Source organism: Neobacillus massiliamazoniensis, from assembly GCF_001048695.1.
GTDB classification, from domain to species: Bacteria; Bacillota; Bacilli; order Bacillales; family Cytobacillaceae; genus Neobacillus; species Neobacillus massiliamazoniensis.
Genome location: NZ_CVRB01000001.1, coordinates 569,552 through 593,063, shown reverse-complemented (window position 1 = coordinate 593,063; position 23,512 = coordinate 569,552). Strand labels below are relative to the sequence as shown.

Genomic DNA, 23,512 nt, shown 5'->3' with positions numbered 1-23,512 from the left:
CGCCATTCGCTTTTCTTATACTGCCGTTTGTTGTCGATTAAGGAAATTTCGAAGCACAAGGTTAAACCGGTCATTTGCTTCAAGCTTTGCAATATGTCCAGTATTCCTCATTATGATAAATTCGGAATGGGGGATAAGTCTATGCATCCAAAACTGTATCCAAACAGGAACTACAGCATCATATTGACCGCCAATAATAAGGGTAGGAACTTTTATTGCTGGTAATAGTGACAAGTTGTTCACTTCGAAACATGATTTTAAGGATAATAAAAAGGAATTTTGTTTTGGTCTGAAGTATAGACTGAATTTTTCTATGTTCTCGTCTTTCCAAGAGTAAAGTGATATCCGAGCTACTTCATTTAGTTGGCGTTTAGGGGTTTCGAGTGACAAATATCTCCTTTTACGGTTTTTAAACAAAAGATTCTTTAGGGATTGGGGGAAATAATGGAATGTACTGACTAACATTAGCGATCGACAAAGGTCGGGTGCTTGGCGATAAATTTCTTGTGCAACAGCGCCGCCCATAGAGAGGCCAAGTATATGAGCGTTTTCAATTTGTAACTCTTGCAATAAACTGATGACGTCCGAAGCAAAGTTTTCAATAGAGATCCCATCCATTTTTGTGCTTTCACCGTGACCACGTAAATCAGGAATAATCAATTCGTATTGATCAGCTAATTCATATTGATTGTGCCATCCTTCCTTTACTTCACCTAAGCCATGGATGAGGACTAATGGTTCCCCAGCACCAAAATGTAAATAATAAACTCCAGATTTACTAACTCTAGCTTTTTCCATTTTACACCACCTTATTTTTTTTTTAGTTTATAACCAAGATTAATAAGTTGTAAACTGTTGACTGAATATTTTATATATATTTATTTTACAGATTGACACAAAATTACTCATAGGTGTAAAATACATATAGGTGAGGTGATAAAGATATGGTAAATCAAGACAATCATTCGGTTAATCCATCAAAAAATTTTTTACTGCCATTTATTTTATTGCTTCTTAGCAGGATGTCGCTCCATGGATATGAACTAAGCCAGAAGTTACAGGCATTCGGATTTAAGACTGTCGATCAAGGGAATTTATACAGAATGTTAAGACAGTTAGAAAAAGATGAGTATGTATCATCTGAATGGGATACTAATGGCAGCGGTCCGGCAAAAAGAAGGTATTCAATTACAAAAGCTGGCATTACATACTTAAAGGGCTATGCTAACCAGCTAGAAACGTATCAATCATTGTTGAATCAATTTTTCAACATGTATTCCAGTTTTTTGGAGCTCTATATTCCGTCTTTTCAAAAGAGGGATTCGATAGAGGAAAAAAATATGAAGAAAGAAAAGAGGAGGAAAGACAATGGCACAAAAGAAGATTGAAGCCATTCAAGCTGTAGAAGATAAAGTCACTTCAGCAGAAGAGAATACACCTGAAGGTTTGTTCGTTGACACATTTTGGAATCAGTATGAGCTAAGACGTGAGCGTGCGCTCGAGCTTCAAGAGAAACGAGAGGATGCTTATCTTAATGCAGTTAGAGAAGTAATTAAGTTCAACAAGCAATACAGAGAGTCACTAGGAAAAATGTATGTGCAGACAAAAAAGACAAATAAAGATCTTTTTTCAGAATTAGTTCATCAATTTAATTCCCGTAAAGATAATATGAAAGAAGAAGTAAAAATCGTGGAAGAACAGGCAAGTGACCGTGAAGAGCTTAAAAAGCAGCTTAAAGAAGTCACTGGTCAGTTAGAGCAACTGGCTCTCACACCGATTAAATCTATTTTCGAGATCGTTGACCAGTTTGAGGATAATTTTGAGGAAAACGCAGAATCTAGTATTGCCTTTGCTCGCGACAGTCGTAATGCTTGGCTTCAAGTGAGAAAACAATATGTAACAATTGCTAAAAGAACCCACCATAATCTTGTTGAAAGAGGTACAAACAGTCTTAAAGAGCTTATAAAAGTGTAAGAACAGATATCATTTTCATAAGGAGAAAGGACAACATTGAATAAGACAGCAGGTAACTTTATAAGTGTAACCAATGGTTAAAAACCACAAACTCTTAATTGACCAAGAGGATGTGGTTTTTTCTTTTTCCATTCATAAATGACATTTATACTAAGTTGAATTAATTATTTCATGCTTAAAGGGCAAACTTTTTGCTAAATACATGAAGAAATTCATTTTTGAAATATAAATGTAATATAACAATAACTTAAATGACAAATTTAGATGATATACTACTAATTGCAACAAAATTAAGAAGTTATTGTCTAATGTTTATGACAATTGACTTATTTACATAACGTAACGAAGAAGAATTTTTGAAATATAAATGTAATATACCTATAACTTAAATGACAAATTTAGATGATATACTACTAATTGCAACAAAATAAGAAGTTATTGTCTAATGTTTATGACAATTGACTTATTTACATAAGGCAACGAAGAAGGACTTTTGAAATATAAATGTAATATAACCATAACGTAAATGACAAATTTAGATGATATACTACTAATTGCAACAAAATAAGATGTTATTGTCTAATGCTTATGACAATTGACTTATTTACATAAGACAACGAAGAAGAATTTGATTAGAATACATAGAATTTTGTCATATTTGCAAGAAACGGTAGTAAAAAAATACTAGTTAAAAATACTTGTAGAGAAAGCGGGAACCCTACATGAAATTGAAATTAACTGCAGTAAGTACGACTATTATGTTAGGACTTGGAAGCGCTTTTGCGATTCCATCTGTAAAAGCTGAAACAAATCAAAGTTCAGTTCAATCGGGAATTAACAATGCTAATTCAGCCATTTCTCAGTATCAAAGCCAACTTGATCAATTGAACGCAGAAGTTGCAAGAGCTGACCAAGCATATAATGATAATGAAAAAGTGATTGCAGACACGCAAAAGAAGATAACTGATACAGAGGCCCAGGTAGCGCAGCTGAATCAACAGATTTCAACAATACAGGACCGGATTACTAAACGTAATGATATTTTAAAAAAACGAGCACAATCCATTCAAGAAAGCGGCGGAACGGTAAGTTATCTTGATGTATTGATGGGATCTTCAAGCTTCGGTGATTTTATTGACCGTGTTGGGGCTGTATCAACAATGGTGCAAGCAGACCAGGATATCATCAAGCAACAAATGGCAGATAAACAAGAAGTTGAGAAGAAACAAGAAGTGGTTGGTAAGGAGCTAGCGAGCCTTAAGAGCATGAAAACCGACCTTGAAGGTATGCAACAGCAAATTTTACAACAAAAAGCCCAAAATGATGCTTTAAAAGCAGACCTACAAAATAAACAGACAGATAAGATTGCTGAAAGAGCTCAACTCCAACAGCAACAACGTGATCTTGCGGCTCAAGCAATCAAAGCAGCGCAAGCTCCTCAAGCGAAATCAAACAATTCGAATTCTGGAAATATTAATCTTTCTGTGCCAAAAGTAAGCGGCTCAATAAATGATGTGATTTCAGCAGGATATAAATTAATTGGAAATTCTACCTATGTTTTTGGTGGCGGAAGAACCCAATCTGATATTGCAAATGGAAGATTCGATTGTTCCGGATTCGTTCATTGGGCATTTGCGCAGGCGGGGTATAATATTGGTTCAAGTACGGATGCATTAGTTAATAGCGGTTCTAGGGTTTCACCGAGTGATATGAGACCTGGAGATCTAGTCTTTTTTGATACATATAAAAGAGACGGGCATGTCGGCATTTATTTAGGCGGCGGTAATTTCATAGGATGTCAAAATAGTACTGGTGTAGCTGTTGCGAATTTAACATCTGGTTATTGGAAAGGTGTATTTAATGGTCATGTCGTAAGGATCATTAATTAATAATAAAAAGCGAGGATTCTTTAAGAATCCTCGCTTTTTTTTTTCGTCCAGTCATTCTTTTAAAATCTATGAGAGTTAGACATTTATTCATATGAAAATAAAAAGAAATTTTAATAGATTAATAATATCTTAATATTTCCTTAACAAAAATATGGAGACATTGTATTTATTTGTCATTATAATTGGTTTGTAATATACAAAAAAGTAAATAGGGGGTAAGTATGGAGATGAATAGTAAGTTGTGGAAAAAATATGTTGCTACTATTTTAACTGCATTTTTATTGTTGTTTAATGCAAATAGTAGTCTTCTAGTAGCAGCAGCAAGCAACACTTCAAGTGCTGATTCTGTTAATGTAAGCGCTTCTGCAGTGACATTACCGAATGGAACAGGAAAAAAGGTGTTGTTTGATAATACACATGGTCAAACAGCAGGTGCGGCAGACTGGGTAATTGACGGTGGATTTTCAGACTTCGCTAACGGCTTAAGAACTGATGGATTTACTGTAGAACAACTCGAGCGCCAAATACCTTATACATTTGGTGAGCAAGCTGTTACATATGACAAGCTTAAGAATTATGATGTATTTATTATTGGGGAAGCTAATATTCCTTATAAGAAATCAGAACAAGATGCCATGCTTCAATACGTGAATAACGGTGGAAGTATTTTCTTTATTGCTGATCATTACAATGCTGACCGTAACAAAAACCGTTGGGATGCCTCAGAGGTCTTTAATGGATACCGTAGAGGTGCATTTGATAATCCTGCAAAAGGAATGAATACTGAAGAAGCAAGCTCTCCTGCAATGCAAGGCTTACAAAGCTCTGATTGGTTAGGGACAAACTTTGGAATCCGTTTCCGTTACAATGCACTTGGCGATGCCAATGCAACTGATCTTGTTGCAGTGGATCAATCTTTTGGTATTACACAAGGTGTAAAAGCAGTCGCAATGCATGCTGGATCTACACTTGCTGTATTAGATCCAAAGAAAGCGAAAGGTATCGTATATATTCCTACAAATGTACCATCTTGGGCATCTGCAGTTGACCAAGGTGTATATAATGGAGGAGGTCGTGCCGAAGGCCCGTTTGCTGCGATATCTAAGCTTGGAGCAGGTAAAGCGGCTTTTATTGGAGACTCTTCACCAGTAGAAGATGCTACTCCTAAATATTTACGAGAAGAAAATGGAAAAGCGAAAACCACATATGATGGTTATAAAGAAGTAAACGATAGCACGTTTTTAGTACAAACAGTTGAATGGTTAGCAATGAAAGAAAGCTATACGAGCTTAGATCAAGTTCCAGGCTTGCAATTAGATGAGCCAACAAAGCAGTTGCCTATGGAGGAACCAGCTGCTTCCACTGAACCACAGCCAGAGCCATGGGCAAAGCCAGATGCAGGATATAAATGGTATGATCCAACAACCTTCAAACCAGGATCATACGGAGCTTCTACAATAACAAATCCAGACCCGGGAAAAGCAGTGTATAAATTTGTTCACCAAGCAACATTGCCGAGCCAACAGGAGTTCCAGATTCGAGTAACTGTTGACCAGCTTCAACCTGGACAAACTGTTACTGCCTTAAAAGCAGGTATATACCTTGCTGGCGGAGAGCAAATTGCTAGATTTAAAAACGATAACGGCACATGGTCTGATTATGGCTATAGCCCTGATATTAATGTTACAGCAGATGTTACAGGTCACGCATCTAAAGATCTAACAGTCCAAATTAAACCTGGTAAACAAGGTGCAGCCAGTTTACGTTTAAAACAAGGTACAAATAATATCATTACAGAGAGTGTGAATATAGCGAATGTTCCAGCTGAACCATTACCAGGTGACAAGCCGCCGGTTCCTGGGATAGTCTCAATCCAAAACGCACGTCAAGCTCAAGATGAGACACTTGTTACAGTAGAGGGTGTTATTACTTCTGAGCCGGGAGCTTTTGGTGGTCAAGGATTTTATCTTCAAGATGGAACAGCAGGTATTTATGTATTCCAAAGTGCAGTGGGATATCACGTAGGGGATAATATTTCTATAACAGCGACTAAAACAACGTATAATAGTGAAGTTGAGCTTACCAATCCAGTAGTAGTAGAGAAAAAGGGAACCGCGGATATACCAGGATCCCAAATACAAACTGCTATAAACGATGAAAATCAAGGTCGTATAATTAAATTAGAGAATGTTACTATTCAAAACATTACATCAGTAAACCCAACTGGATCTTTTGAATTTGATGCTGCAGGACAAAATGGGACAACTCATGTCCGTGTTGATGCAAGAACCGGGATCACCTTGGATGCATTTAAACAACAGTATCATGAAGGTAGTAAAGTACACATTACTGGAATTTCATCTATCTTTAAAGGTACTTATCAGTTGAAACCGTTATCGATGAATCATTTCGAACCTGCTGAAGCAGCTGATGTGTCTGCACCTATATCTTCTGTTACAGTAGATGGGGTCTATGGAGAAAATAACTATAATGCAAAAGATGTAACCCTTACTTTCACAGCAAATGACGGTGAAGGTTCCGGAGTAGCCAAAACAGAATATCGGCTAAACGGTGGAGAGTGGACGACAGTAGATGGAAATGTGACTGTTTCTACAGAAGGCCAAAATTCAATTGAATACCGTTCTATCGATAAAGCAGGGAATATTGAAGAAACCAAAACAATCCAAGTTTGGATTGATAAACAAGCTCCGTTAACTTCTCTGAACATAGATGGTGAATCTGGAGAAAATAACTATAATACAAAAGATGTAACCCTTACTTTCACGGCGAATGACGGTGAAGGTTCAGGAGTTGCCAAAACAGAATACCGTTTTAACGGTGGAGAGTGGACGACAGTAGATGGAAATGTGACAATCTCTACAGAAGGTAAAAACGTGATTGACTATCGTTCTACAGATAAAGCAGGTAATGTAGAAGAAGTACAAAATATTCTAGTGTGGATTGATAAACATGCTCCACAAACAACTGCTCATGTTGACGGTGTATCCGGTGAAAATAACTACAATGTAAAAGTTGCAACACTGACATTCACAGCGAATGACGGTAAAGGTTCCGGAGTAGCCAAAACAGAATATCGCCTAAATGGTGGAGAGTGGAATACAGTAAATGGTAATGTGACAATCTCAACAGAAGGCAAAAATGTGGTTGAATATCGTTCCATTGATAATGCTGGTAATGTGGAAGTAGTCCAATCGATTCAATTATGGATTGTAAAACAAGCTATACAAATTACAATTAGTGGTCCTTTATCCTTCTATCAAACAGATGAAATAATTCCAGCATCTGTAAAGATAGAATCTTATGTAAGTAGTTTAAAATCTGTAACGTATAAGCTAGACGGGCTTTCTATCGAAGGGTTGGACAAAGTTTCTCCAATTACTTTATTACCTGGAAAGCATACTTTAGTAGTAACAGCAGAAGATAAGCTTGGAAACAAAGAACAACAAACGTTTACATTTGAAACCTTAATTGACATTCAGCATTTAGATGAGCTTATATCTGTTGGATACAACAAAGACTTTATTACATCAAAAGGCACAGCGCAGAGCTTGCTTGCAAAAGTAGAAGCAATTCAAAAAGCCAAAAATAAAAATGAGCAACGCAACCAAATTAAAGCTCTGGAAAATGAAGTTAATGCAAAAGTAGGTAAGTCTATTACGAATAGCTTTGGATTATTGATTCTTATGGATTTACAAAGTATTACTTCTACTGAATTACAATAATAAAGAAAAGATCGTCTGATTTAACGAGACGATCTTTTGTGCGTTTGGCAGCGCTTCGCTCTAATGGGGTGAGGTTAGTCACCTCCTCCTTTTCTATTGAGCTATTAAATGATCTAGAAGTGACTTCATTTGCCCATGGTTTGAACTTACCTCATTAGTAATCGTCCCCATTTATGTTCCAGCGGAAGGAAAAATTATTGGCGGTGTTGTTTTAGATAAAGGTCCAAATAATTATTGTACCTTAGATACAAGCCTATATCCGGCACTAATGAAATTCGGTCAAAGCTCAGGCGAACTATTATCCAAATTTATTGAGGCAGCCATAAAAAAATATGAGGTAACTGAGGATAGTTCGCTTTCCCTATCGCCAAGAGAAATTGAAATTATTAAGCTTTTAGCTGACGGTGCTTCGACAGCGGAAGCGGCACTAAAGCTATATTTAAGTAAATATACCGTAAGAGATTATATTTCAAATATTATGAAAAGACTCAACGCCCAAAACCGACGGAGGTGGCTGTAAAAGCAATCCGGATGGGGATTATTAAATAGAAGTAAGAAAAAATAGAGAATAGGTTTATGAAACAAAATCATACAGCAAGTTTTGGGCTTATCTTAAAAAGATAGGCTTATTCTTTTTTTCAAAAGCAATGGATTTGGATATGTGTCTATTGCACATTTTTATCTGGGTGAATAGGATATATAGAATTTAGCAAAGGAGGTAATTAAGAATGACTGGTGTAGCTGGAGGCTTTGGGGCTGGATTTGCTCTAATCGTCGTATTATTCATTTTATTAATTATCGTTGGAGCTGCTTGGTGTATTTAAGAAATCATATAAAGTAAACAGGAGGGAATAGAATGTTCGGATATGGTGGTTACGGCTTTGGAGGCTGTGGATACGGAGGCTGTGGTTTCGGTGGTTGTGGCAGTTTTGTTTTAATCGTGGTTTTATTTATCCTGCTGATTATTGTAGGTGCCGCTTGTTTTTATTAAAATTGCTCCGTAAGAAAAGCGGAAGATCCCGTTTAGTGAATTCCAATGATCTAAATTCTTATAAAATAGGAAAGGCAAGGAAAGTCCTTGCCTTTCAAGGTTTAATGAACCCCCATTGGTGTTCCCCAAACAAGATCCTCTACTTCCTGGCCTTCAATTGTTTCTTTCTTTAATAAAAGGTCGACTAATTGTAGATACTGAGAGTGATGTTTACTGATCAAGCTTTCCGTTTTTTCAATGGCATTTGAAAAAAGTTCCTGCATTTTAGCCTCTTTATCTTGTTTGTTGAAGGTTAGAGTGAAACCATCCTGCAGCATTCCAATATCAACCATTTGCTCAATGATATGCTTTGCCTGCTGAACATCACCGCTTACACCAATACTATGTTCACCAAGCATCAATCTTTCGGCAACTCCCCCTGCAAGAACCATGGAAACGCGGTCCAACAAGTCACTTGTTGTCGATAAATGTAGCTCTTTTGGGATTGGTGCGACATAGCCAAGAGCCTCTCCACGAGGGATAATGGTTGCCTTTCGAACCGAACCAGGCTTTGTCAATGAGGCAATCAGGGCATGTCCGGCTTCATGTATTGCAACTCTTCTTTTTGTTTCTTTGTCCTTTAATGTACGCGAGGTACTTCCTAAAATGGTTCGGTCAAGAGCATAATCAAGGTCGTCCTTTTGAATGAGCCCTCGGCCCATTCTGACAGCCCTCCTGCTTGCTGTTTCAAAGAGAGACTGGAGCTCTGCACCTGAAAATCCAGATGTACTATCAGCAAGCGTATCTAATGAAGCATACACTTCATCCGCTAAAACTTTGCCTTTAATATGAATATCGATAATCTCTCTTCTTCCCTTTGTATCTGGAAGCGGGACATGGAATGAGAAATCAATTCGTCCTGGACGAATGAATGCTTCGTCCAGCATATCTTTCCTATTTGTTGCGGCAATAAAGAGGATGCCGTCATTGGAATGACCGCCATCAAGCTGGACAAGTAGCTCAGTTAATGTTTTTTCTGCTTCCTCACCGCCATGAGGTTTCCTTCTTCCTGCTAATGCATCGACCTCGTCGATAAAAATAACGGCAGATTTCTGCTTTCGTGCTGATTGGAATAATGATCGAACCCGGCTTGCTCCGACGCCAACAAAAAGTTCATTAAAAGCAGAACCGCTCGCTGAGAAGAAGGCGGCATTTAATTCCCGTGCAATTGCCTGAGCAAGTAAGGTTTTCCCCGTACCTGGAGGACCATAAAATAAAATCCCCTTTGGTGGTTTAACCCCCATTTTCATCGCCCGTTCAGGTTCTTTTAGCGTTGATAATGTTTGAAGAATTTCATCCTTCATTTCTTCAGAAAGCCCACCAACATCGTTTAAGGTAATGGAAGGGCGAGGCTGTTCATTTGCTACACTGCCTTTCATGGAGTTTGAGAGACCAAATCCGCCCTTTGTTTTTTGCAGGGTGAATGCTACCCCAAAAAGCACAATTATGACACCGCCCAAAATCCATTTACCATAAGCACTGCTAGTTGAATAGGAATAATGAATATTATATTTTTCAACAAGCTTGTTAAGCATTTGACTATTCGGTGGAACATTAGCGACATATTTATCTTTTCCTGCTTGTAAATGAATCGTACCATCGGATTGCTCTGTTAACGAAACCGGATTTCCGTGTTGATTTTGAATGATTTCTTCTATCGACGAAAATGGAATCGCTGTTTCTTTATTTGTTGTTTCCATTATCCAAATTGATCCTGATATTACTATAATGAACGCTACGACCAGCGGTAATAATTTTGAAACAATTTTTTTACTTTGATTCAATGATTTTCATCTCCTTCAACAGAGTCATATTCTATTATAAAAGGATTTTATAAAAATGGAGATGGGAATCGGTGGGAATTTACCTAATACTTACAGTTTTTGATTTTCAAAGCCGCTTCCTGAAGAAGAATTGTTGGTAAAGAAAAAATGAAAGATTGCAAAGTTACCGTTAGAAAGATAAGATAAAAGTTATGGACAAAATTAATAATTGTCAAAAGAGAGGAAGACAAAATGGGTAACAATTTTAAACAAGAAGTATTAACGCGTCGGACTTTTGCGATTATTTCCCACCCGGATGCCGGTAAGACAACACTGACCGAAAAATTATTATTGTTTGGAGGAGCGATTCGAGACGCTGGGACAGTAAAAGCAAAAAAAACAGGGAAATATGCGACAAGTGACTGGATGGAAATTGAGAAGCAACGGGGAATTTCCGTTACCTCCAGTGTCATGCAATTTGACTATGATGGCTTTCGTGTCAATATTTTGGATACTCCTGGACACCAGGACTTTAGTGAAGATACGTATCGGACTCTGATGGCCGTCGACAGTGCGGTAATGATTATCGACTCAGCAAAAGGGATTGAAGAACAAACCCTTAAGCTTTTTAAAGTATGCCGGATGAGGGGTATACCGATTTTTACTTTTATGAATAAGCTCGATCGTCAAGGTAAATCACCACTAGAGCTTCTTGCAGAATTGGAAGAGGTTCTTGGTATTGAATCATACCCAATGAATTGGCCAATTGGGATGGGAAAAGAATTTTTAGGCATTTACGACCGCTTTCATAATCGGGTAGAACAATTCCGTGTTTCAGAAGAGAATCGTTTTATTCCATTAAATGAAGATGGTGAAATTGTTGGAGACCATCCTATCAAGACTTCAGGACTTTACGAGCAAACTTTAGAGGAAATTATGCTCTTAAATGAAGCAGGTAATGAGTTTTCTGCGGAAAGAGTCGCACAAGGTAATTTAACACCAGTATTCTTTGGCAGTGCCTTAACAAATTTTGGGGTTCAAACCTTCCTTGAATCGTACTTGCAATTTGCTCCACCGCCCAAACCTCGCCAATCGTCTAATGGTGAAATTGACCCATTATCTGAGAATTTTTCAGGGTTTGTCTTTAAAATACAGGCAAACATGAATCCTGCCCACCGCGATCGGATTGCCTTTATCAGAATTTGTTCTGGAAAATTCGAACGCGGAATGACTGTAAATTTGCCTCGTTTAGGTAAGCAGTTAAAGTTAAGCCAATCAACCTCCTTTATGGCGGAAGAACGGAATACTGTTGAAGAAGCGGTGAGCGGGGATATTATTGGTCTTTATGATACAGGCACCTATCAAATTGGTGACACTCTGACAACAGGAAAAGAACAATTCCAATATGAGAGATTACCACAATTTACACCTGAGCTATTTGTCAGGGTATCAGCAAAAAATGTTATGAAACAAAAATCCTTTTATAAAGGAATTCAGCAGCTTGTTCAAGAAGGCGCCATTCAGCTTTTAAAAACAGTCAGAATGGAAGAATATTTATTAGGAGCTGTTGGCCAGCTCCAGTTCGAAGTATTTGAACATCGGATGAAAAATGAGTATAACGCCGAAGTTTTGATGGAGAGATTGGGTTCAAAAATTGCCAGATGGGTTGAAGGCGATATGGTTGATGAAAACCTGTCAAGTTCAAGAAGTCTTCTTGTCAAAGATCGGTACGATCATTATGTCTTTTTATTCGAAAATGATTTTGCGCTTAGATGGTTCCAAGAAAAAAATCCATCAGTAAAACTTTATAATCCGATGGATCAGAATGATTAGTTAAGTAGATGCGACTCGAGAGCCAGTCGCTTGAGCTTGGTATATTGTTAGATGAGGAGGGTGTCCCAAAAGTATAACTTTTAGGAACACCCTCTTTTTATTAATGGTCTGTTAAACTTTGTCTGGTGATTTCCGCTCTAGTGGCGGTACGGGGAGCCTCCTCGGCGCTATTGCGCCTGCGGGGTCTCCCCTGCCCCATACTCCCGCAGGACATTGAATTACATCCTTGAATCCGCCCACGCACGAAGGAAATGCGATAGTATTTTCGAGGAGTCGAACGCCTTCCGCTCCAATCACCATAGCGGAAAAATTATCATGAACTTTGTAAATATAGTGGTGCCTGTCACCTTTGGGACAGATTCTTTTTGTTTTGCTTTTATTAAATATATATAAATTTTTCTTTACAAAATTTTTTTAAACCCCCACAAACATTTTCTCAACAAGCGTAACTATGTAGTGAATAAACAATTAAACAATAAATTAAGAAAAGATATACTTTTTTGGATATCTTTCTCTGGGTAATGTTTTTACCCTCGAAACCCCAAACAAATATACGTATGGTATAATTGGGTTTGTTGAGAGGTGAGGCTAATGCTAAGTTTATTGTTTATGAAACACAAGAAAAAGAGAACGTTGGAAGATTCGGTTAGATTAATTCAAAATGGTGATAAGTTTCTGCTTAACGAAATTATCGATTCTTACAAACCATTTATTGCGAGAACTGTATCTTCTGTATGTAAAAGATATATTTATGAATCTGACGATGAGTTTAGCATTGGTCTTATTGCGTTTAATGAAGCAATTGAAAAATATTCACCTGAACGAGGAAGTTCATTGTTAAGTTTTTCTGAGGTGTTAATAAAGAGGCGGGTTATTGATTATATTCGCAAACAATCGAAAAACCAGCACATCAGCTTAGACCTAACCAGTTCCTACGAAGAAGAATCACCAGGAACCGTCATTGTAAATGAACTTTCCCTCGATGAATATCATAAAAAAACGGATGAACAGTTAAGAAAAGAGGAAATCTTTCATTTTCAAACATTATTAAAGACGTTTGATTTGAGCTTTAGTGATTTAGTCGAAAATTCTCCAAAGCATCAAGATGCGAGAAAAAATGCGATCACAGCGGCAAAGATGTTGGTAGAGAACGAAGAACTTAAAGAATCTCTATTCGAAAAAAAGCGATTGCCGATAAAACAATTAGAAAGGAAGGTGAATGTCAGCAGAAAAACTATTGAGCGGAACCGGAAATATATTATAGCAATAGCATTAATTTTATCTAGTGATTATGTCTATATGAAAGAGTATATAAAGGGGGTGCTGGAGGAATGAAAAAGGGAATTGTAATGGAGATTGACGATGCATTTTTGACGCTTTTAACCCCTGAAGGCGAATTTTTGCGGACACGGAATCAAAAAAGGCAATACATAATTGGTGAGGAAATTACCTTTTTTCCGATTAGCAGTGATAACGCTTCAAGGTCCATTATAATGAGGAACCTATTAAAGAGAAAAACGATTTGGGCCATTTGTGTTATGACAGCATTATTCATCTTTCTTGGTTCAATGATTCCTATGAATCAAGACAATAAAGCATATGCCTATATGTCAATTGATGTAAATCCAAGTATTGAGCTTGGCATTAATAAAAAAATGCAGGTCGTAGAATTAAATGGTTTTAATAAAGAGGGAAAAAAAATAATTTCTGCTATAACAAACTGGAAGAATAAAGATGTATCACAATTAGCAAAAATCATACTTAACGAAATGAAAAAAGAGGGTTACTTAAAATCGAATCAACCAATCATCATTTCGACTGTTCGCACGAATGGATCTGAACAACAGGTAGAAGCGAAACTGAATGAAAATCTAAATGAGATTAAAGCAAAGGCAAACGAAGAAAGGTTGGAAGTAACCTTATACAAAGGAACGGAAGAGGAAAGGGAAAAGGCTCACCATTTAGGGATTACAACCGGTAAATATTATGAAAACCAAATGGAGTCTAACTTAACAGAACAAAGAAAAGACAATTCTAAGCAGGAACTAGAGAATAAAAATCTTACTCCTACTCAACCATCTGAGTTAATACTTCCTCCAGGACAAGTGAAGAAACAATCGGAAAATAATACACCTAGAGCGGATGAACCAGTAAATAACGGTGTGAAGAACAATGAAAAACATGGTGACGATAATTTTATTCCACCGGGGCAGTTAAAAAAAATGGATGAAGATCAAACTAATCAAAATTACGGACAAATGAAAAAGCAGGAAGAATTTAAGGAAAATCCTAAACAAAATTACGGACAAAAGAAAAAGCAAGAAGAAATTAATCAAAATCAAAATCATAAACCTAAGCATGATGATTAACATCATGAAAAGTAAAAAGTCCGGCAAAAGCCGGACTTTTTTCGCCATTATATTTATTTATTCATGTCTTGACTTCCAGACATTTGGGCTTGCGCCTGTTTTACAAGCCTTTTTGTAATCTCTCCGCCGACAGACCCATTGGCCCTTGATACTGTATCAGAACCCAATTGTACGCCAAATTCCTGGGCAATCTCATATTTTACTTGCTCTAAATATTGTTCAATACCCGGAACTAATAATTTATTGCTACTCCTAGCCATATTTTCAACTCCTTAAAATCGATAACAGAGAATGTTTTGATCCCTGTAGAATTATTATTTATTTTGTTCATGTATTTCATTAGTGGTAATGTTTATCGGGTATGGATATTGCTAAGAAGATTGATCAATCACTTCCATGACTGACATCCTTTGAGGGATGCATAAATGGAACGCCTTGAGGTTTCCGCTTGCTTTCAATTAGTTCACGGTTTTCCTCCGTATTCCAGCCAATATCATTTGTGGGGTGCACCCACTCATCACCAGACATGATAGCAGGGTCAGTATCACTAGACCAGTTTTCTAAAGGAGAATTATCAGATCCATAGATGCTATCACCTATTATCACGCCATGTTTATTTACAAACGGAGGTTCTATTTTCATTCCGGTATCCTTAAAGTCAGGTGAGTTAATCTGGTGTGGAAGAGTTTGATCAATACTCATATTTTCTTGAGGTTGTTGATTTTTATCCATTTACATGTCACTCCTGTTTTTCCTTATTTTCTTCTAATAATGTAAATTTATTTATGAAAAATAAGGAAACGCATGAATAACCTTAATTTGTTTAAAAATAAGGCTGTGTTAAAGGTCATTGTTGATTTTTAACACTATGTTGATTGGAGCGGAAGGCGCGAGACTCCTGCGGGAGTACGTGGCAGGGGAGACCCCACAGGCGCTTAAGCGCCGAGGAGGCTCCCCGAAACGCCCGCAGAAAGCGAAGCGCCTGAAGCGCAAATCAACAAGCAAATTTAACACAGCCAAAAATAAAATTGTAAGCTTATTTAAAAGGGAGGATAATTAAAATGGCAAAGCGTAAAGCTGAATTTGATGCTGTGGAAAAATATTCGAAGACACCTCATAAAAACAACCAGGAAAGTGAGTTTTCAGCAGAATTTGCTGACAATGATAATTCAATTAGGGGAGCTAATCGCAATTCAAAACTTGGGAAAAAAGGGCGAAGTTAATGAAAGAAAGACGTAAAATTCCACCTCGCATTCCAAGCGAGGAATTCAGTGTTGAACTCGGTAACGTGAACGGGGTAAAGCTTTATGATTTTCCATTAAAAGAAAAAAATAAGAAAGCAGCCAATAAAAAAGAAAAATAAGGATGTCCTAAAACAAAGAATTGAGGCTGTCTCAAAAGGTGACAGGCACCACAATATGTACAAAGTTCAAGATGATTTTTCCGCAATGTTGTGGAGCTCCTGCGGGAGTACGGGGCAGGGAGACCCCGCAGGCATGGGTAGCGCCGAGGAGGCTCCCAGTACCGCCCGCGGATGCTCGCTTCTTAAGCAGAAATCAACAGACAAGTTTAACAGACCATTAATAAAAAGGGGGTGCCCCTAAAAGTTATACTTTTGGGACACCCTCTACCTTTTTGGACATCATTTAGTCATTTATATCTCAGGAAAAGAATAAATAAGCGTCCGTTCATTGGTTGGATCAAAAAAAGCTAGTAAACAAGTTGGTTGTTTTATTATTTGACCTGTTGCTAAATATGCTGTTAAATCAAAGGTTAACTCTTCAAGCATGGTATGTTTATACAAATCCTTTTCATCAAGATTTAGCTCGATGAAAGATTGTCCAAGTAAAGAAGGATGTTCCGAGATTCGTTTATAGATTTGTGTACGATTTGCTTTATTGAAACTTACTTCCCACCATGGCTTTCTTGGCTTGTATTTGTGATTTTTTAAATAGTCATATTTCATTAAACCAACGATTGTTTCAAGATGATTTTCAGCTACCTTCTCAAGAAAGGAATACAATCTACGGAATAGGTCCTCAAGCTGATGCCCAATTCTTGACCACCCCTGCTCATCCCAGTAAGAACCGAATTGCTGAAAGAAATCAAATGGAGAAGGAAAAACATTCGTTACCAAATACTCAACAGTCATGTCCATGCGGTGATCATTCCAATATTTCTCCAGCACATCTTCAACTTGCTTAATTCTGGCAATATCATCAAAAGATAACACGTTATTACCTAGAATTTCGTATGGTGTGTGCTCCATGAATATATATTGGTGATCTGCAGCATGGTGCCTGACACCTGTACCGCGGAGCATTTTCAAGAATCCTAATTGTAGCTCTTCCGGTCTTAATTCAAAAACGTCATTAAAGGTTTTACGAAAAGATGCGTAATCCTCTTCAGGCAGTCCGGCAATTAAGTCGAGATGCTGGTCAATCTTTCCGCCTTCTTTGACCATTGTAACTGTCCTCGTCAGCTTAGAGAAATTTTGCTTCCGTTGAACAAGTTCATTTGTATAGTCATTTGTTGATTGGACACCGATTTCAAACCGGAAAAGTCCTTTTGGTGCCTCTTTATTAAGGAAATCAATGACTTCAGGACGCATGATATCAGCTGTTATTTCAAACTGAAAGACAACCCCTGGTTTATGTTCATCAATCAAGAAGCGGAACATGTCCATTGCGTAGCTTCTACTTATATTGAACGTTCGGTCCACAAATTTGATGGTTTTGGCACCATGCTCCATTAAGTAGCGAATATCTTCTTTTATTTTTTCTCTGTCAAAATAACGAACCCCAACCTCAATCGAAGATAGGCAAAACTGGCAGCTAAATGGGCAGCCACGACTTGTTTCAATATAGGTGACCCTCTTACCTAAATGTGGAACGTCCTCAGGAAACCGGTAAGGTGACGGAAGGTCCTTAAGGTCGAGCTTATTCATTTGTGGAGTGATGACGATTTTGTCATCATTTCGATAAGCAATACCAGGAACATTTCGAAACTGTCCTGTCGATTCAATTTCATTTAGCAGCTGTTTAAAGGTTTTTTCACCTTCCCCGATAATGATGAAATCAACTTCAGGTATTTTTTCCATCCATTCGGCCGTATCATACGTAACCTCTGGCCCACCTAAAACAATGAATATAGAGGGGTCAATTTTTTTCAGCATTTTTATGACCTTAATTGTTTCTTCAATATTCCAGATGTAGCAGCTAAATCCTATCACAGATGGTTTTTGTTGATAAAGATCGGTAACAATGTTCAGAACCGGATCCTTAATCGTATATTCTTTAATCTGTATATTAAATTCTGGAGCTGCGTAAGCCTTTAGATAACGTATAGCCAAATTTGTATGAATGTATTTGGCATTAAGAGTTGAACAAATTACCTTCATGATAGATCTCCTTTAACTAAATAAAACAATATTTAATTATAGCCTAATAAATATGAAAATACTATAAGTGGTAATAATTGATTACTCATCATATTTTTTCTTTGATTAAAATGGTCTGCTATGAAAAAATTAGCAGACCTTTTTATTTCTGTTATAATACAAACCTTGGCCTGTTATATAATTAAAAAACCCTTAAAAAGTCATATAAATAAACGATTTTTTCTTGTAATAAAAATGTGTTATAAATTTTTTTCTTAGATGTATAACATTTGTCACAGATTAATAAAAGTTTTAGTCCTAAAATAATGACGGGGGAGTTCATCTGTTTGTTTTTTGAAATTTGAGAACGATCTATTACAAGCACCTAAAAGAAAAGTGCTTATGCTTTTAAATTTGGGAGGGAGAAATATGTCTATTTTACCTAAAACAAATGAATTAGGATTCTTTGAAATCCGTTTAGAGTCAATTGGCGGACTAGGAGCAAATTTGGCAGGGAAAATGCTAGCTGAAGCTGGTGTATTAAGCTTAGGGCTTAAAGGCTCCAATTTTTCATCATATGGTTCGGAGAAAAAAGGATCCCCAGTAAAAAGCTTTATTCGCTTTTGTGAACCGGAAGTAGAAATTAGAGATCATAGTCCCATTGAACAACCGCATGTGGTTGGTGTTTTTCATGAAGCGTTATATAAAACTGTTAATGTTGTCAGTGGCCTAAAAGCTGATGGCATCGTATTAGTTAATACCACTAGAGAATTTGACGACGTTAAGAAGGATTTACAATTAGAATATGGTACCCTTGCAATTGTTGATGCTTTAGGGATCGCGGTAGAGGAAAAAACAAAAGTAAACACTGCGATGCTCGGTGCATTATACCGAATTTGTGATTTTCTTGACCCTGAATCGATGAGAGACGTTATTCGAAAAACATTTTCGAAGAAATATCCTCAACTGGTTGAACCAAATATACGGACGTTTGACCGTGGATATAATGCGGTTCAATTTAAAACCTATTCCGTTCCAGAAGGAGCAGAGGGAAAATCCTTCTCGATTCCACTTCCACAACTAGGTTACATGACACAAGAACTAGGTGGAGTTATTACCACACAGGCAAATAGTATTTTAAAGGATTTAAGCGGATCACGGCAAGGATTCCTTCCAGAATTCCAACAAGAAAAATGTATTAATTGTGCAGCATGTGATAATGTTTGTCCGGATTTCTGTTTTGTTTGGGATGAAGGAGAAGACAAGAAGGGCAGAAAACAAATGTTCCTTAAAGGAATCGATTACCAGTACTGTAAAGGCTGCCTTAAATGTGTGGAAGCGTGTCCAACTAGTGCTTTAGGAGACATGCGGGAAATGATCGGCTATGCCGATGAGCATCGTGTGAAACAAAATTTTCCTTACGTAACAGGGGGTAGTTACTAATGGCGATTTTAGAAGAAAAATTAACATCACAAGGTGTAGCTGAACAGGTGTCAACTTTTGAATCAGGTAATGAAATGGCTGCAATGGCTGCAGCACAAATCAATTACCATATCATGGGGTATTTCCCTATTACACCGTCTACTGAGGTAGCCCAATACCTGGACATGATGAAATCAAGGGGCGAACATGATATAAAGCTGATACCAGCGGATGGTGAGCATGGTTCTGCAGGGATTTGCTATGGTGCAGCAGCTACTGGTGCGCGAGTATTTAATGCAACGAGTGCAAACGGGTTTTTATATATGATTGAACAGCTTCCTGTACAAGCAGGAACTCGTTTTCCGATGGTCTTGAACCTTGTTACACGGGCCGTTAGTGGGCCGCTTGATATCAGGGGAGATCATTCCGACCTTTACTATGGGCTAAATACTGGGTGGGTTATTCTGACAGCAAAAACACCTCAAGCGGTTTATGATATGAATATTATGGCACTTAAAATTGCGGAGCACTCTAAAGTTCGTCTTCCTGTAATCGTTGCCTATGATGGATTCTGGACATCTCACCAAAAACGTCGTGTTGAGTACTTTAAAGATCGCAAAGATGTTCAAAAATTTGTTGGTGAATGCCCTACAGACTACAATTTTATTAGAGATCCGCAAAAACCGGTAACCATCGGTGCACATATGAATGGTAATGATCTTCTCAATAACCACTTCCAGCAGTCAGAAGCAATATACAATGCTGGTGAGGTATATAAAGAAGTTGCTGCTGAATATGCAAAATTATCAGGCCGGGAATATCCTGTTCTAGACTTATATAAGATGGAGGATGCAGAAGTTGCCTTATTCCTGCTAAACTCTGCTGCTGAATCAGCTAAGGATGTAGTGGACCAGTTGCGTGCAAAGGGAATTAAGGCCGGTGTAATCAGTCCTAATATTCTACGTCCATTCCCTGCTAAGGAAATTCGCGAAGCACTTAATAATGTGAAGTCATTATTAGTTGGTGAGCGCGCAGATTCCTATGGTGCACATGGTCCTAACTTAACACACGAAGTTAAATCCGCCTTACAAGAAGACTTTGATAATCGAACCATTGTTTTAAGTCGAGTATTCGGTGTTGGTGGCAAAGATTTTTATGCTAGCGATGCTGAAAACTTCTTCAAAATGGCGATTGATGCCATGGAAAAAGGCTATGCAGAAAAGTCATTTGACTATTATGGACATATTCCTGGTAACCCTGAAAAAATTCTTAAGCCTGTCATTGAGCCACAGCATGGTGAGGATTATAAATCTGGTTTAATTGAAGTGAAAATGGATGAGGAAACCAATAAGCTAAAAGTGAAAATTCCACCGCTACGTGCCTTAACGGGTAAGCCAAAACGTATTGCTTCTGGTCATGGGGCATGCCCAGGATGTGGTATTTTTGCTGGTCTTGAATTATTTTTTAAAGGGATAGAAGGCGATATTGTTACGCTCTTCCAAACAGGCTGTGCTTATGTGACAACAACTGCCTATCCTCACAGCTCTCATAAACAGACAATGATGCACAACTTATTCCAAAATGGTGCTGCAACACTGTCTGGTACGGTTGAAGCATTTATGGAATTAAAACGCCGAGGTGAAATTCAAATTTCAGACGATGCCACGTTTGTCATGGTTACTGGCGATGGCGGGATGGATATCGGCATGGGATCTGCCATCGGAACAGCACTTCGCGGTCATAAATTAATTATGCTTGAATATGATAATGAGGGCTATATGAATACAGGCTCTCAAATGTCCTATTCTACGCCTATTGGACATATGACAAGCACTTCCGGGGTAGGTAAAGTACAAAGAGGGAAAACCTTCCACCATAAGGATACAGCACAAATAATGGCGGCAACGAATATTCCATATGTGTTTACTGGTTCTGAAGCTTTCCCGCAGGACTTAATTAAAAAAGGTGCAAAAGCACAGTGGTATGCGCAAAATGTCGGAACTGTTTACGGAAAACTTTTAATTTCTTGCCCGTTAAACTGGAAATCTGATGATCGGTACGGAACAAAAATTGTCGAGGAAGCTGTAAATTCCTGCTTCTTCCCGCTTTATGAAGTGGAACAAGGTATAACCACTATTACCTACAATCCGGAAGATAAAAACAAGCGCGTTCCAGTTTCTGATTGGCTTAAATACATGGGTAAAGCAAAACATCTTTTAAAAGAAGATAACAAGCCACTTTTAGAAGAATTTGAAACGGAAGTTGAAAAAAGATGGCAACGGCTTAAAGCTAAGCATGAAAACCCAATGTTATAATCTCATTGATTAAAAAATGCAAGCGAACCTATATTATTTTTAGGTACCGGGTATTGGCGTTAGATCATTTTCGAAATCCTATGAAATAAATTATGAAAGTATTAAAAGGCAAAGCACTTAGCTTTGCCTTTTTTCTGCATTTTTTTTAAAATTCGACAGATAGTTTTATTAATTAAAAGGAATATTCTTAAATTATGTAGAATATAGACTTAATATAGTGTTTGATAATAGGGGTTCGTGGGGTGGCTATTTGTGAAAAGGCAAATCAATCAGGATGAGGAGATACCTATCCATAATGGTTCCATTGAATTAAATGAAGGACAAAGCAATTTGGACAAGGATATAAAAGAGTCATTGCTAATAGATGTTTTTCAGCATGCAATGGATGCCATGATTATATACAATAAGGATGGGAGAATCATTGAAGCAAACACCGCGTTTTGCTCCATTATGAAGGAAGAGAGAGTCCATATCCTCGGTAAAACACTTGAAGAAATTCAACTTCAACAAATCCTTGACGAAGTTAACCATATAGGAACAGAGAAAAGACACATTGTGATTCGTCTTAAAAATGGAGAAGAAAAACATCTTGAATTTTCTGCAAAAATAAATTCTCTTGCTGGATATGTTATCACTATATTCCGTGATAATAGTGAACGATATCAAATGGAGAAAGACTTACATGTGAGTGAACAAAAATTCAGAAGGATTTTTGAAGATTCTATAAACTGTCTGGCCCTATGGAATGATCAATTGCGAATTGTTGATATTAATAGCACAGGAGAAAAAATGTTTGGTCTTTCAAAGGAGAAACTAAAGGGCCAATTATTATTTGAGGTGATAGGGAACCAAAAGGAGAACAAAAGTAAAATACTTCACCACATTTCTCAAGTTCTTCAATTTGGGAACCACACTACAACAGTTTCATTTGAAACAAATACTGGAGAAAAAAGACAGTTTGAATTTTCTTCGAAACGTGAAATTGTTGAAGGCTTGAATTTCACTATAATTGAGGATATCTCTGAAAAAATAGAAATGCAGGAACAGCTGAGGAAGTCAGATCGCTTAAATGTAATTGGTGAACTGGCGGCAGGAATTGCCCATGAGATTCGCAATCCGATGACGTCACTGAAGGGTTTTATTCAATTGCTTGAAAACAGTATCAAAGCTGAACATGCCTTGTACTATCAAGTAATAACATCTGAATTGGCAAGAATCGATTCGATCATAAACGAGTTTTTAATTCTTGCAAAGCCTCAAGTTATTCGTTTTCAAGAAATGGACATTAATCAGATTATGAAAGAAACGGTTGACCTTTTAAATGCCCAAGCTGTCCTTTATAATGTCCAATTTAAGATTCATTATGATAGCTCCTTACCATCTATTTATTGTGAACCTAATCAATTAAAAAAGGTCTTTATTAATATAATAAAAAACGCTATTGAAGTGATGCCGAATGGTGGAAATATCACGATAACGACGAAAAGAATGGAGAGTAATCAAGTGCATATTTCCATTCAAGATGAAGGTGAAGGGATTTCAAAGGACAGGGTTAAGAAACTGGGAGAACCGTTTTATACAACTAAAGAACGTGGAACCGGCCTTGGCTTAATGGTAAGCTATAAAATCATTGAAGAACATCAAGGATTGATTCAAATTGAAAGTGAGCTTGGAAAAGGTTCGATTTTTCATATTTTTTTACCGCTTGACCTAAAGCAAAGAATGAAATAACCACAATAAAAGGATGTCCTAAGGGTCTGATCCTTTGTTTGGGACATCCTCACAGGAGACCTAT

20 protein-coding genes are annotated in these 23,512 nt (G+C 37.4%); 15 read left to right on the top strand and 5 right to left on the bottom strand.

From position 1 onward, the window contains the following. Positions 1 to 15: 15 nt before the first annotated feature. On the bottom strand, positions 16 to 798 hold the full coding sequence (locus tag BN1082_RS02950) for an alpha/beta fold hydrolase (RefSeq protein WP_090630620.1): 783 nt from the start codon (positions 796 to 798) through the stop codon (positions 16 to 18). Positions 799 to 944: 146 nt separating this feature from the next. Here BN1082_RS02950 and BN1082_RS02945 point away from each other — a divergent pair, with 146 nt between their 5' ends. The 7 genes from BN1082_RS02945 (at position 945) to BN1082_RS02915 (ending at position 8,597) form a co-directional block, all read left to right on the top strand. After that, positions 945 to 1,388: a helix-turn-helix transcriptional regulator gene (locus BN1082_RS02945; RefSeq protein ID WP_090630617.1), complete on the top strand. Its 444-nt coding sequence runs from the start codon at positions 945 to 947 to the stop codon at positions 1,386 to 1,388. Next, positions 1,369 to 1,974, top strand: a complete 606-nt coding sequence (locus BN1082_RS02940) for a hypothetical protein (RefSeq protein ID WP_090630611.1) — start codon at positions 1,369 to 1,371, stop codon at positions 1,972 to 1,974. The genes BN1082_RS02945 and BN1082_RS02940 overlap by 20 nt, the downstream gene beginning before the upstream one ends. 722 nt (positions 1,975 to 2,696) lie before the next feature. Next, positions 2,697 to 3,863 (top strand): coiled-coil domain-containing protein, encoded by a 1,167-nt coding sequence (locus tag BN1082_RS02935; protein ID WP_090630608.1) that lies wholly within the window; start codon positions 2,697 to 2,699, stop codon positions 3,861 to 3,863. A 227-nt stretch (positions 3,864 to 4,090) separates the two neighbouring features. Continuing rightward, on the top strand, positions 4,091 to 7,606 hold the full coding sequence (locus BN1082_RS28065; protein ID WP_245640289.1) for an OmpL47-type beta-barrel domain-containing protein: 3,516 nt from the start codon (positions 4,091 to 4,093) through the stop codon (positions 7,604 to 7,606). Between the two features lie 268 nt (positions 7,607 to 7,874). Continuing rightward, positions 7,875 to 8,126 carry a response regulator transcription factor gene (locus tag BN1082_RS28060; RefSeq protein ID WP_245640288.1) on the top strand — a complete coding sequence of 84 codons (252 nt, stop codon included), beginning with the start codon at positions 7,875 to 7,877 and terminating at the stop codon, positions 8,124 to 8,126. A 208-nt stretch (positions 8,127 to 8,334) separates the two neighbouring features. Then, complete coding sequence (locus tag BN1082_RS02920) at positions 8,335 to 8,430, top strand: YjcZ family sporulation protein (protein WP_141650814.1); 96 nt, start codon at positions 8,335 to 8,337, stop codon at positions 8,428 to 8,430. A gap of 32 nt (positions 8,431 to 8,462) precedes the next feature. Continuing rightward, on the top strand, positions 8,463 to 8,597 hold the full coding sequence (locus BN1082_RS02915; protein ID WP_090630601.1) for a YjcZ family sporulation protein: 135 nt from the start codon (positions 8,463 to 8,465) through the stop codon (positions 8,595 to 8,597). Positions 8,598 to 8,698: 101 nt separating this feature from the next. On the opposite strand, the gene BN1082_RS02910 is transcribed toward BN1082_RS02915, so the two are convergent. Beyond that, positions 8,699 to 10,420 (bottom strand): AAA family ATPase, encoded by a 1,722-nt coding sequence (locus BN1082_RS02910; RefSeq protein WP_245640287.1) that lies wholly within the window; start codon positions 10,418 to 10,420, stop codon positions 8,699 to 8,701. Positions 10,421 to 10,651: 231 nt separating this feature from the next. Here BN1082_RS02910 and BN1082_RS02905 point away from each other — a divergent pair, with 231 nt between their 5' ends. The 3 genes from BN1082_RS02905 to BN1082_RS02895 all read left to right on the top strand — a co-directional run bounded on the left by BN1082_RS02905 (position 10,652) and on the right by BN1082_RS02895 (position 14,601). Beyond that, a complete protein-coding gene (locus tag BN1082_RS02905; protein ID WP_090630598.1) occupies positions 10,652 to 12,232 on the top strand; it encodes a peptide chain release factor 3 in 1,581 nt (526 codons plus the stop codon). A 582-nt stretch (positions 12,233 to 12,814) separates the two neighbouring features. Beyond that, positions 12,815 to 13,567, top strand: a complete 753-nt coding sequence (sigI, locus tag BN1082_RS02900; protein WP_245640286.1) for an RNA polymerase sigma factor SigI — start codon at positions 12,815 to 12,817, stop codon at positions 13,565 to 13,567. Continuing rightward, a complete protein-coding gene (locus BN1082_RS02895) occupies positions 13,564 to 14,601 on the top strand; it encodes an anti-sigma factor domain-containing protein (RefSeq protein WP_090630591.1) in 1,038 nt (345 codons plus the stop codon). Before sigI ends, BN1082_RS02895 begins: the two co-directional genes overlap by 4 nt. Before the next feature lie 53 nt (positions 14,602 to 14,654). On the opposite strand, the gene BN1082_RS02890 is transcribed toward BN1082_RS02895, so the two are convergent. Together BN1082_RS02890 and BN1082_RS02885 are read right to left on the bottom strand one after the other, a co-directional pair. Next, entirely contained in the window at positions 14,655 to 14,861 is a 207-nt protein-coding gene (locus BN1082_RS02890) for an alpha/beta-type small acid-soluble spore protein (protein ID WP_090630588.1), read from the bottom strand. Positions 14,862 to 14,985: 124 nt separating this feature from the next. Then, complete coding sequence (locus tag BN1082_RS02885) at positions 14,986 to 15,333, bottom strand: DUF3905 domain-containing protein (protein ID WP_090630586.1); 348 nt, start codon at positions 15,331 to 15,333, stop codon at positions 14,986 to 14,988. A 329-nt stretch (positions 15,334 to 15,662) separates the two neighbouring features. On the opposite strand from BN1082_RS02885, the gene BN1082_RS27260 reads away from it, so the two are divergent. Further along, the gene (locus tag BN1082_RS27260; protein WP_176699625.1) at positions 15,663 to 15,824 is read left to right on the top strand and encodes a hypothetical protein; all 162 of its coding nucleotides are present in this window, start codon (positions 15,663 to 15,665) and stop codon (positions 15,822 to 15,824) included. Further along, complete coding sequence (locus BN1082_RS27255) at positions 15,824 to 15,964, top strand: hypothetical protein (RefSeq protein ID WP_176699624.1); 141 nt, start codon at positions 15,824 to 15,826, stop codon at positions 15,962 to 15,964. Before BN1082_RS27260 ends, BN1082_RS27255 begins: the two co-directional genes overlap by 1 nt. A gap of 291 nt (positions 15,965 to 16,255) precedes the next feature. Here the strand turns inward: BN1082_RS27255 and BN1082_RS02880 are convergent, their stop codons facing one another. Next, positions 16,256 to 18,001: a B12-binding domain-containing radical SAM protein gene (locus BN1082_RS02880; RefSeq protein WP_090630583.1), complete on the bottom strand. Its 1,746-nt coding sequence runs from the start codon at positions 17,999 to 18,001 to the stop codon at positions 16,256 to 16,258. A gap of 408 nt (positions 18,002 to 18,409) precedes the next feature. Here BN1082_RS02880 and BN1082_RS02875 point away from each other — a divergent pair, with 408 nt between their 5' ends. The 3 genes from BN1082_RS02875 (at position 18,410) to BN1082_RS02865 (ending at position 23,448) form a co-directional block, all read left to right on the top strand. Beyond that, positions 18,410 to 19,423: a 2-oxoacid:acceptor oxidoreductase family protein gene (locus BN1082_RS02875; RefSeq protein ID WP_090630580.1), complete on the top strand. Its 1,014-nt coding sequence runs from the start codon at positions 18,410 to 18,412 to the stop codon at positions 19,421 to 19,423. After that, entirely contained in the window at positions 19,423 to 21,717 is a 2,295-nt protein-coding gene (locus tag BN1082_RS02870) for a thiamine pyrophosphate-dependent enzyme (protein ID WP_090630577.1), read from the top strand. Before BN1082_RS02875 ends, BN1082_RS02870 begins: the two co-directional genes overlap by 1 nt. 252 nt (positions 21,718 to 21,969) lie before the next feature. Then, complete coding sequence (locus BN1082_RS02865) at positions 21,970 to 23,448, top strand: PAS domain-containing sensor histidine kinase (RefSeq protein WP_090630574.1); 1,479 nt, start codon at positions 21,970 to 21,972, stop codon at positions 23,446 to 23,448. Positions 23,449 to 23,512 lie beyond the last annotated feature (64 nt).

Coding starts and splice junctions, on each gene's coding strand:
- BN1082_RS02950 (WP_090630620.1), bottom strand. CDS start 798: ATGGAAAAAGCTAGAGTTAGTAAATCTGGAGTTTATTATTTACATTTT.
- BN1082_RS02945 (WP_090630617.1), top strand. CDS start 945: ATGGTAAATCAAGACAATCATTCGGTTAATCCATCAAAAAATTTTTTA.
- BN1082_RS02940 (WP_090630611.1), top strand. CDS start 1,369: ATGGCACAAAAGAAGATTGAAGCCATTCAAGCTGTAGAAGATAAAGTC.
- BN1082_RS02935 (WP_090630608.1), top strand. CDS start 2,697: ATGAAATTGAAATTAACTGCAGTAAGTACGACTATTATGTTAGGACTT.
- BN1082_RS28065 (WP_245640289.1), top strand. CDS start 4,091: ATGAATAGTAAGTTGTGGAAAAAATATGTTGCTACTATTTTAACTGCA.
- BN1082_RS28060 (WP_245640288.1), top strand. CDS start 7,875: ATGAAATTCGGTCAAAGCTCAGGCGAACTATTATCCAAATTTATTGAG.
- BN1082_RS02920 (WP_141650814.1), top strand. CDS start 8,335: ATGACTGGTGTAGCTGGAGGCTTTGGGGCTGGATTTGCTCTAATCGTC.
- BN1082_RS02915 (WP_090630601.1), top strand. CDS start 8,463: ATGTTCGGATATGGTGGTTACGGCTTTGGAGGCTGTGGATACGGAGGC.
- BN1082_RS02905 (WP_090630598.1), top strand. CDS start 10,652: ATGGGTAACAATTTTAAACAAGAAGTATTAACGCGTCGGACTTTTGCG.
- BN1082_RS02895 (WP_090630591.1), top strand. CDS start 13,564: ATGAAAAAGGGAATTGTAATGGAGATTGACGATGCATTTTTGACGCTT.
- BN1082_RS02890 (WP_090630588.1), bottom strand. CDS start 14,861: ATGGCTAGGAGTAGCAATAAATTATTAGTTCCGGGTATTGAACAATAT.
- BN1082_RS02885 (WP_090630586.1), bottom strand. CDS start 15,333: ATGGATAAAAATCAACAACCTCAAGAAAATATGAGTATTGATCAAACT.
- BN1082_RS27260 (WP_176699625.1), top strand. CDS start 15,663: ATGGCAAAGCGTAAAGCTGAATTTGATGCTGTGGAAAAATATTCGAAG.
- BN1082_RS27255 (WP_176699624.1), top strand. CDS start 15,824: ATGAAAGAAAGACGTAAAATTCCACCTCGCATTCCAAGCGAGGAATTC.
- BN1082_RS02880 (WP_090630583.1), bottom strand. CDS start 18,001: ATGAAGGTAATTTGTTCAACTCTTAATGCCAAATACATTCATACAAAT.
- BN1082_RS02875 (WP_090630580.1), top strand. CDS start 18,410: ATGTCTATTTTACCTAAAACAAATGAATTAGGATTCTTTGAAATCCGT.
- BN1082_RS02870 (WP_090630577.1), top strand. CDS start 19,423: ATGGCGATTTTAGAAGAAAAATTAACATCACAAGGTGTAGCTGAACAG.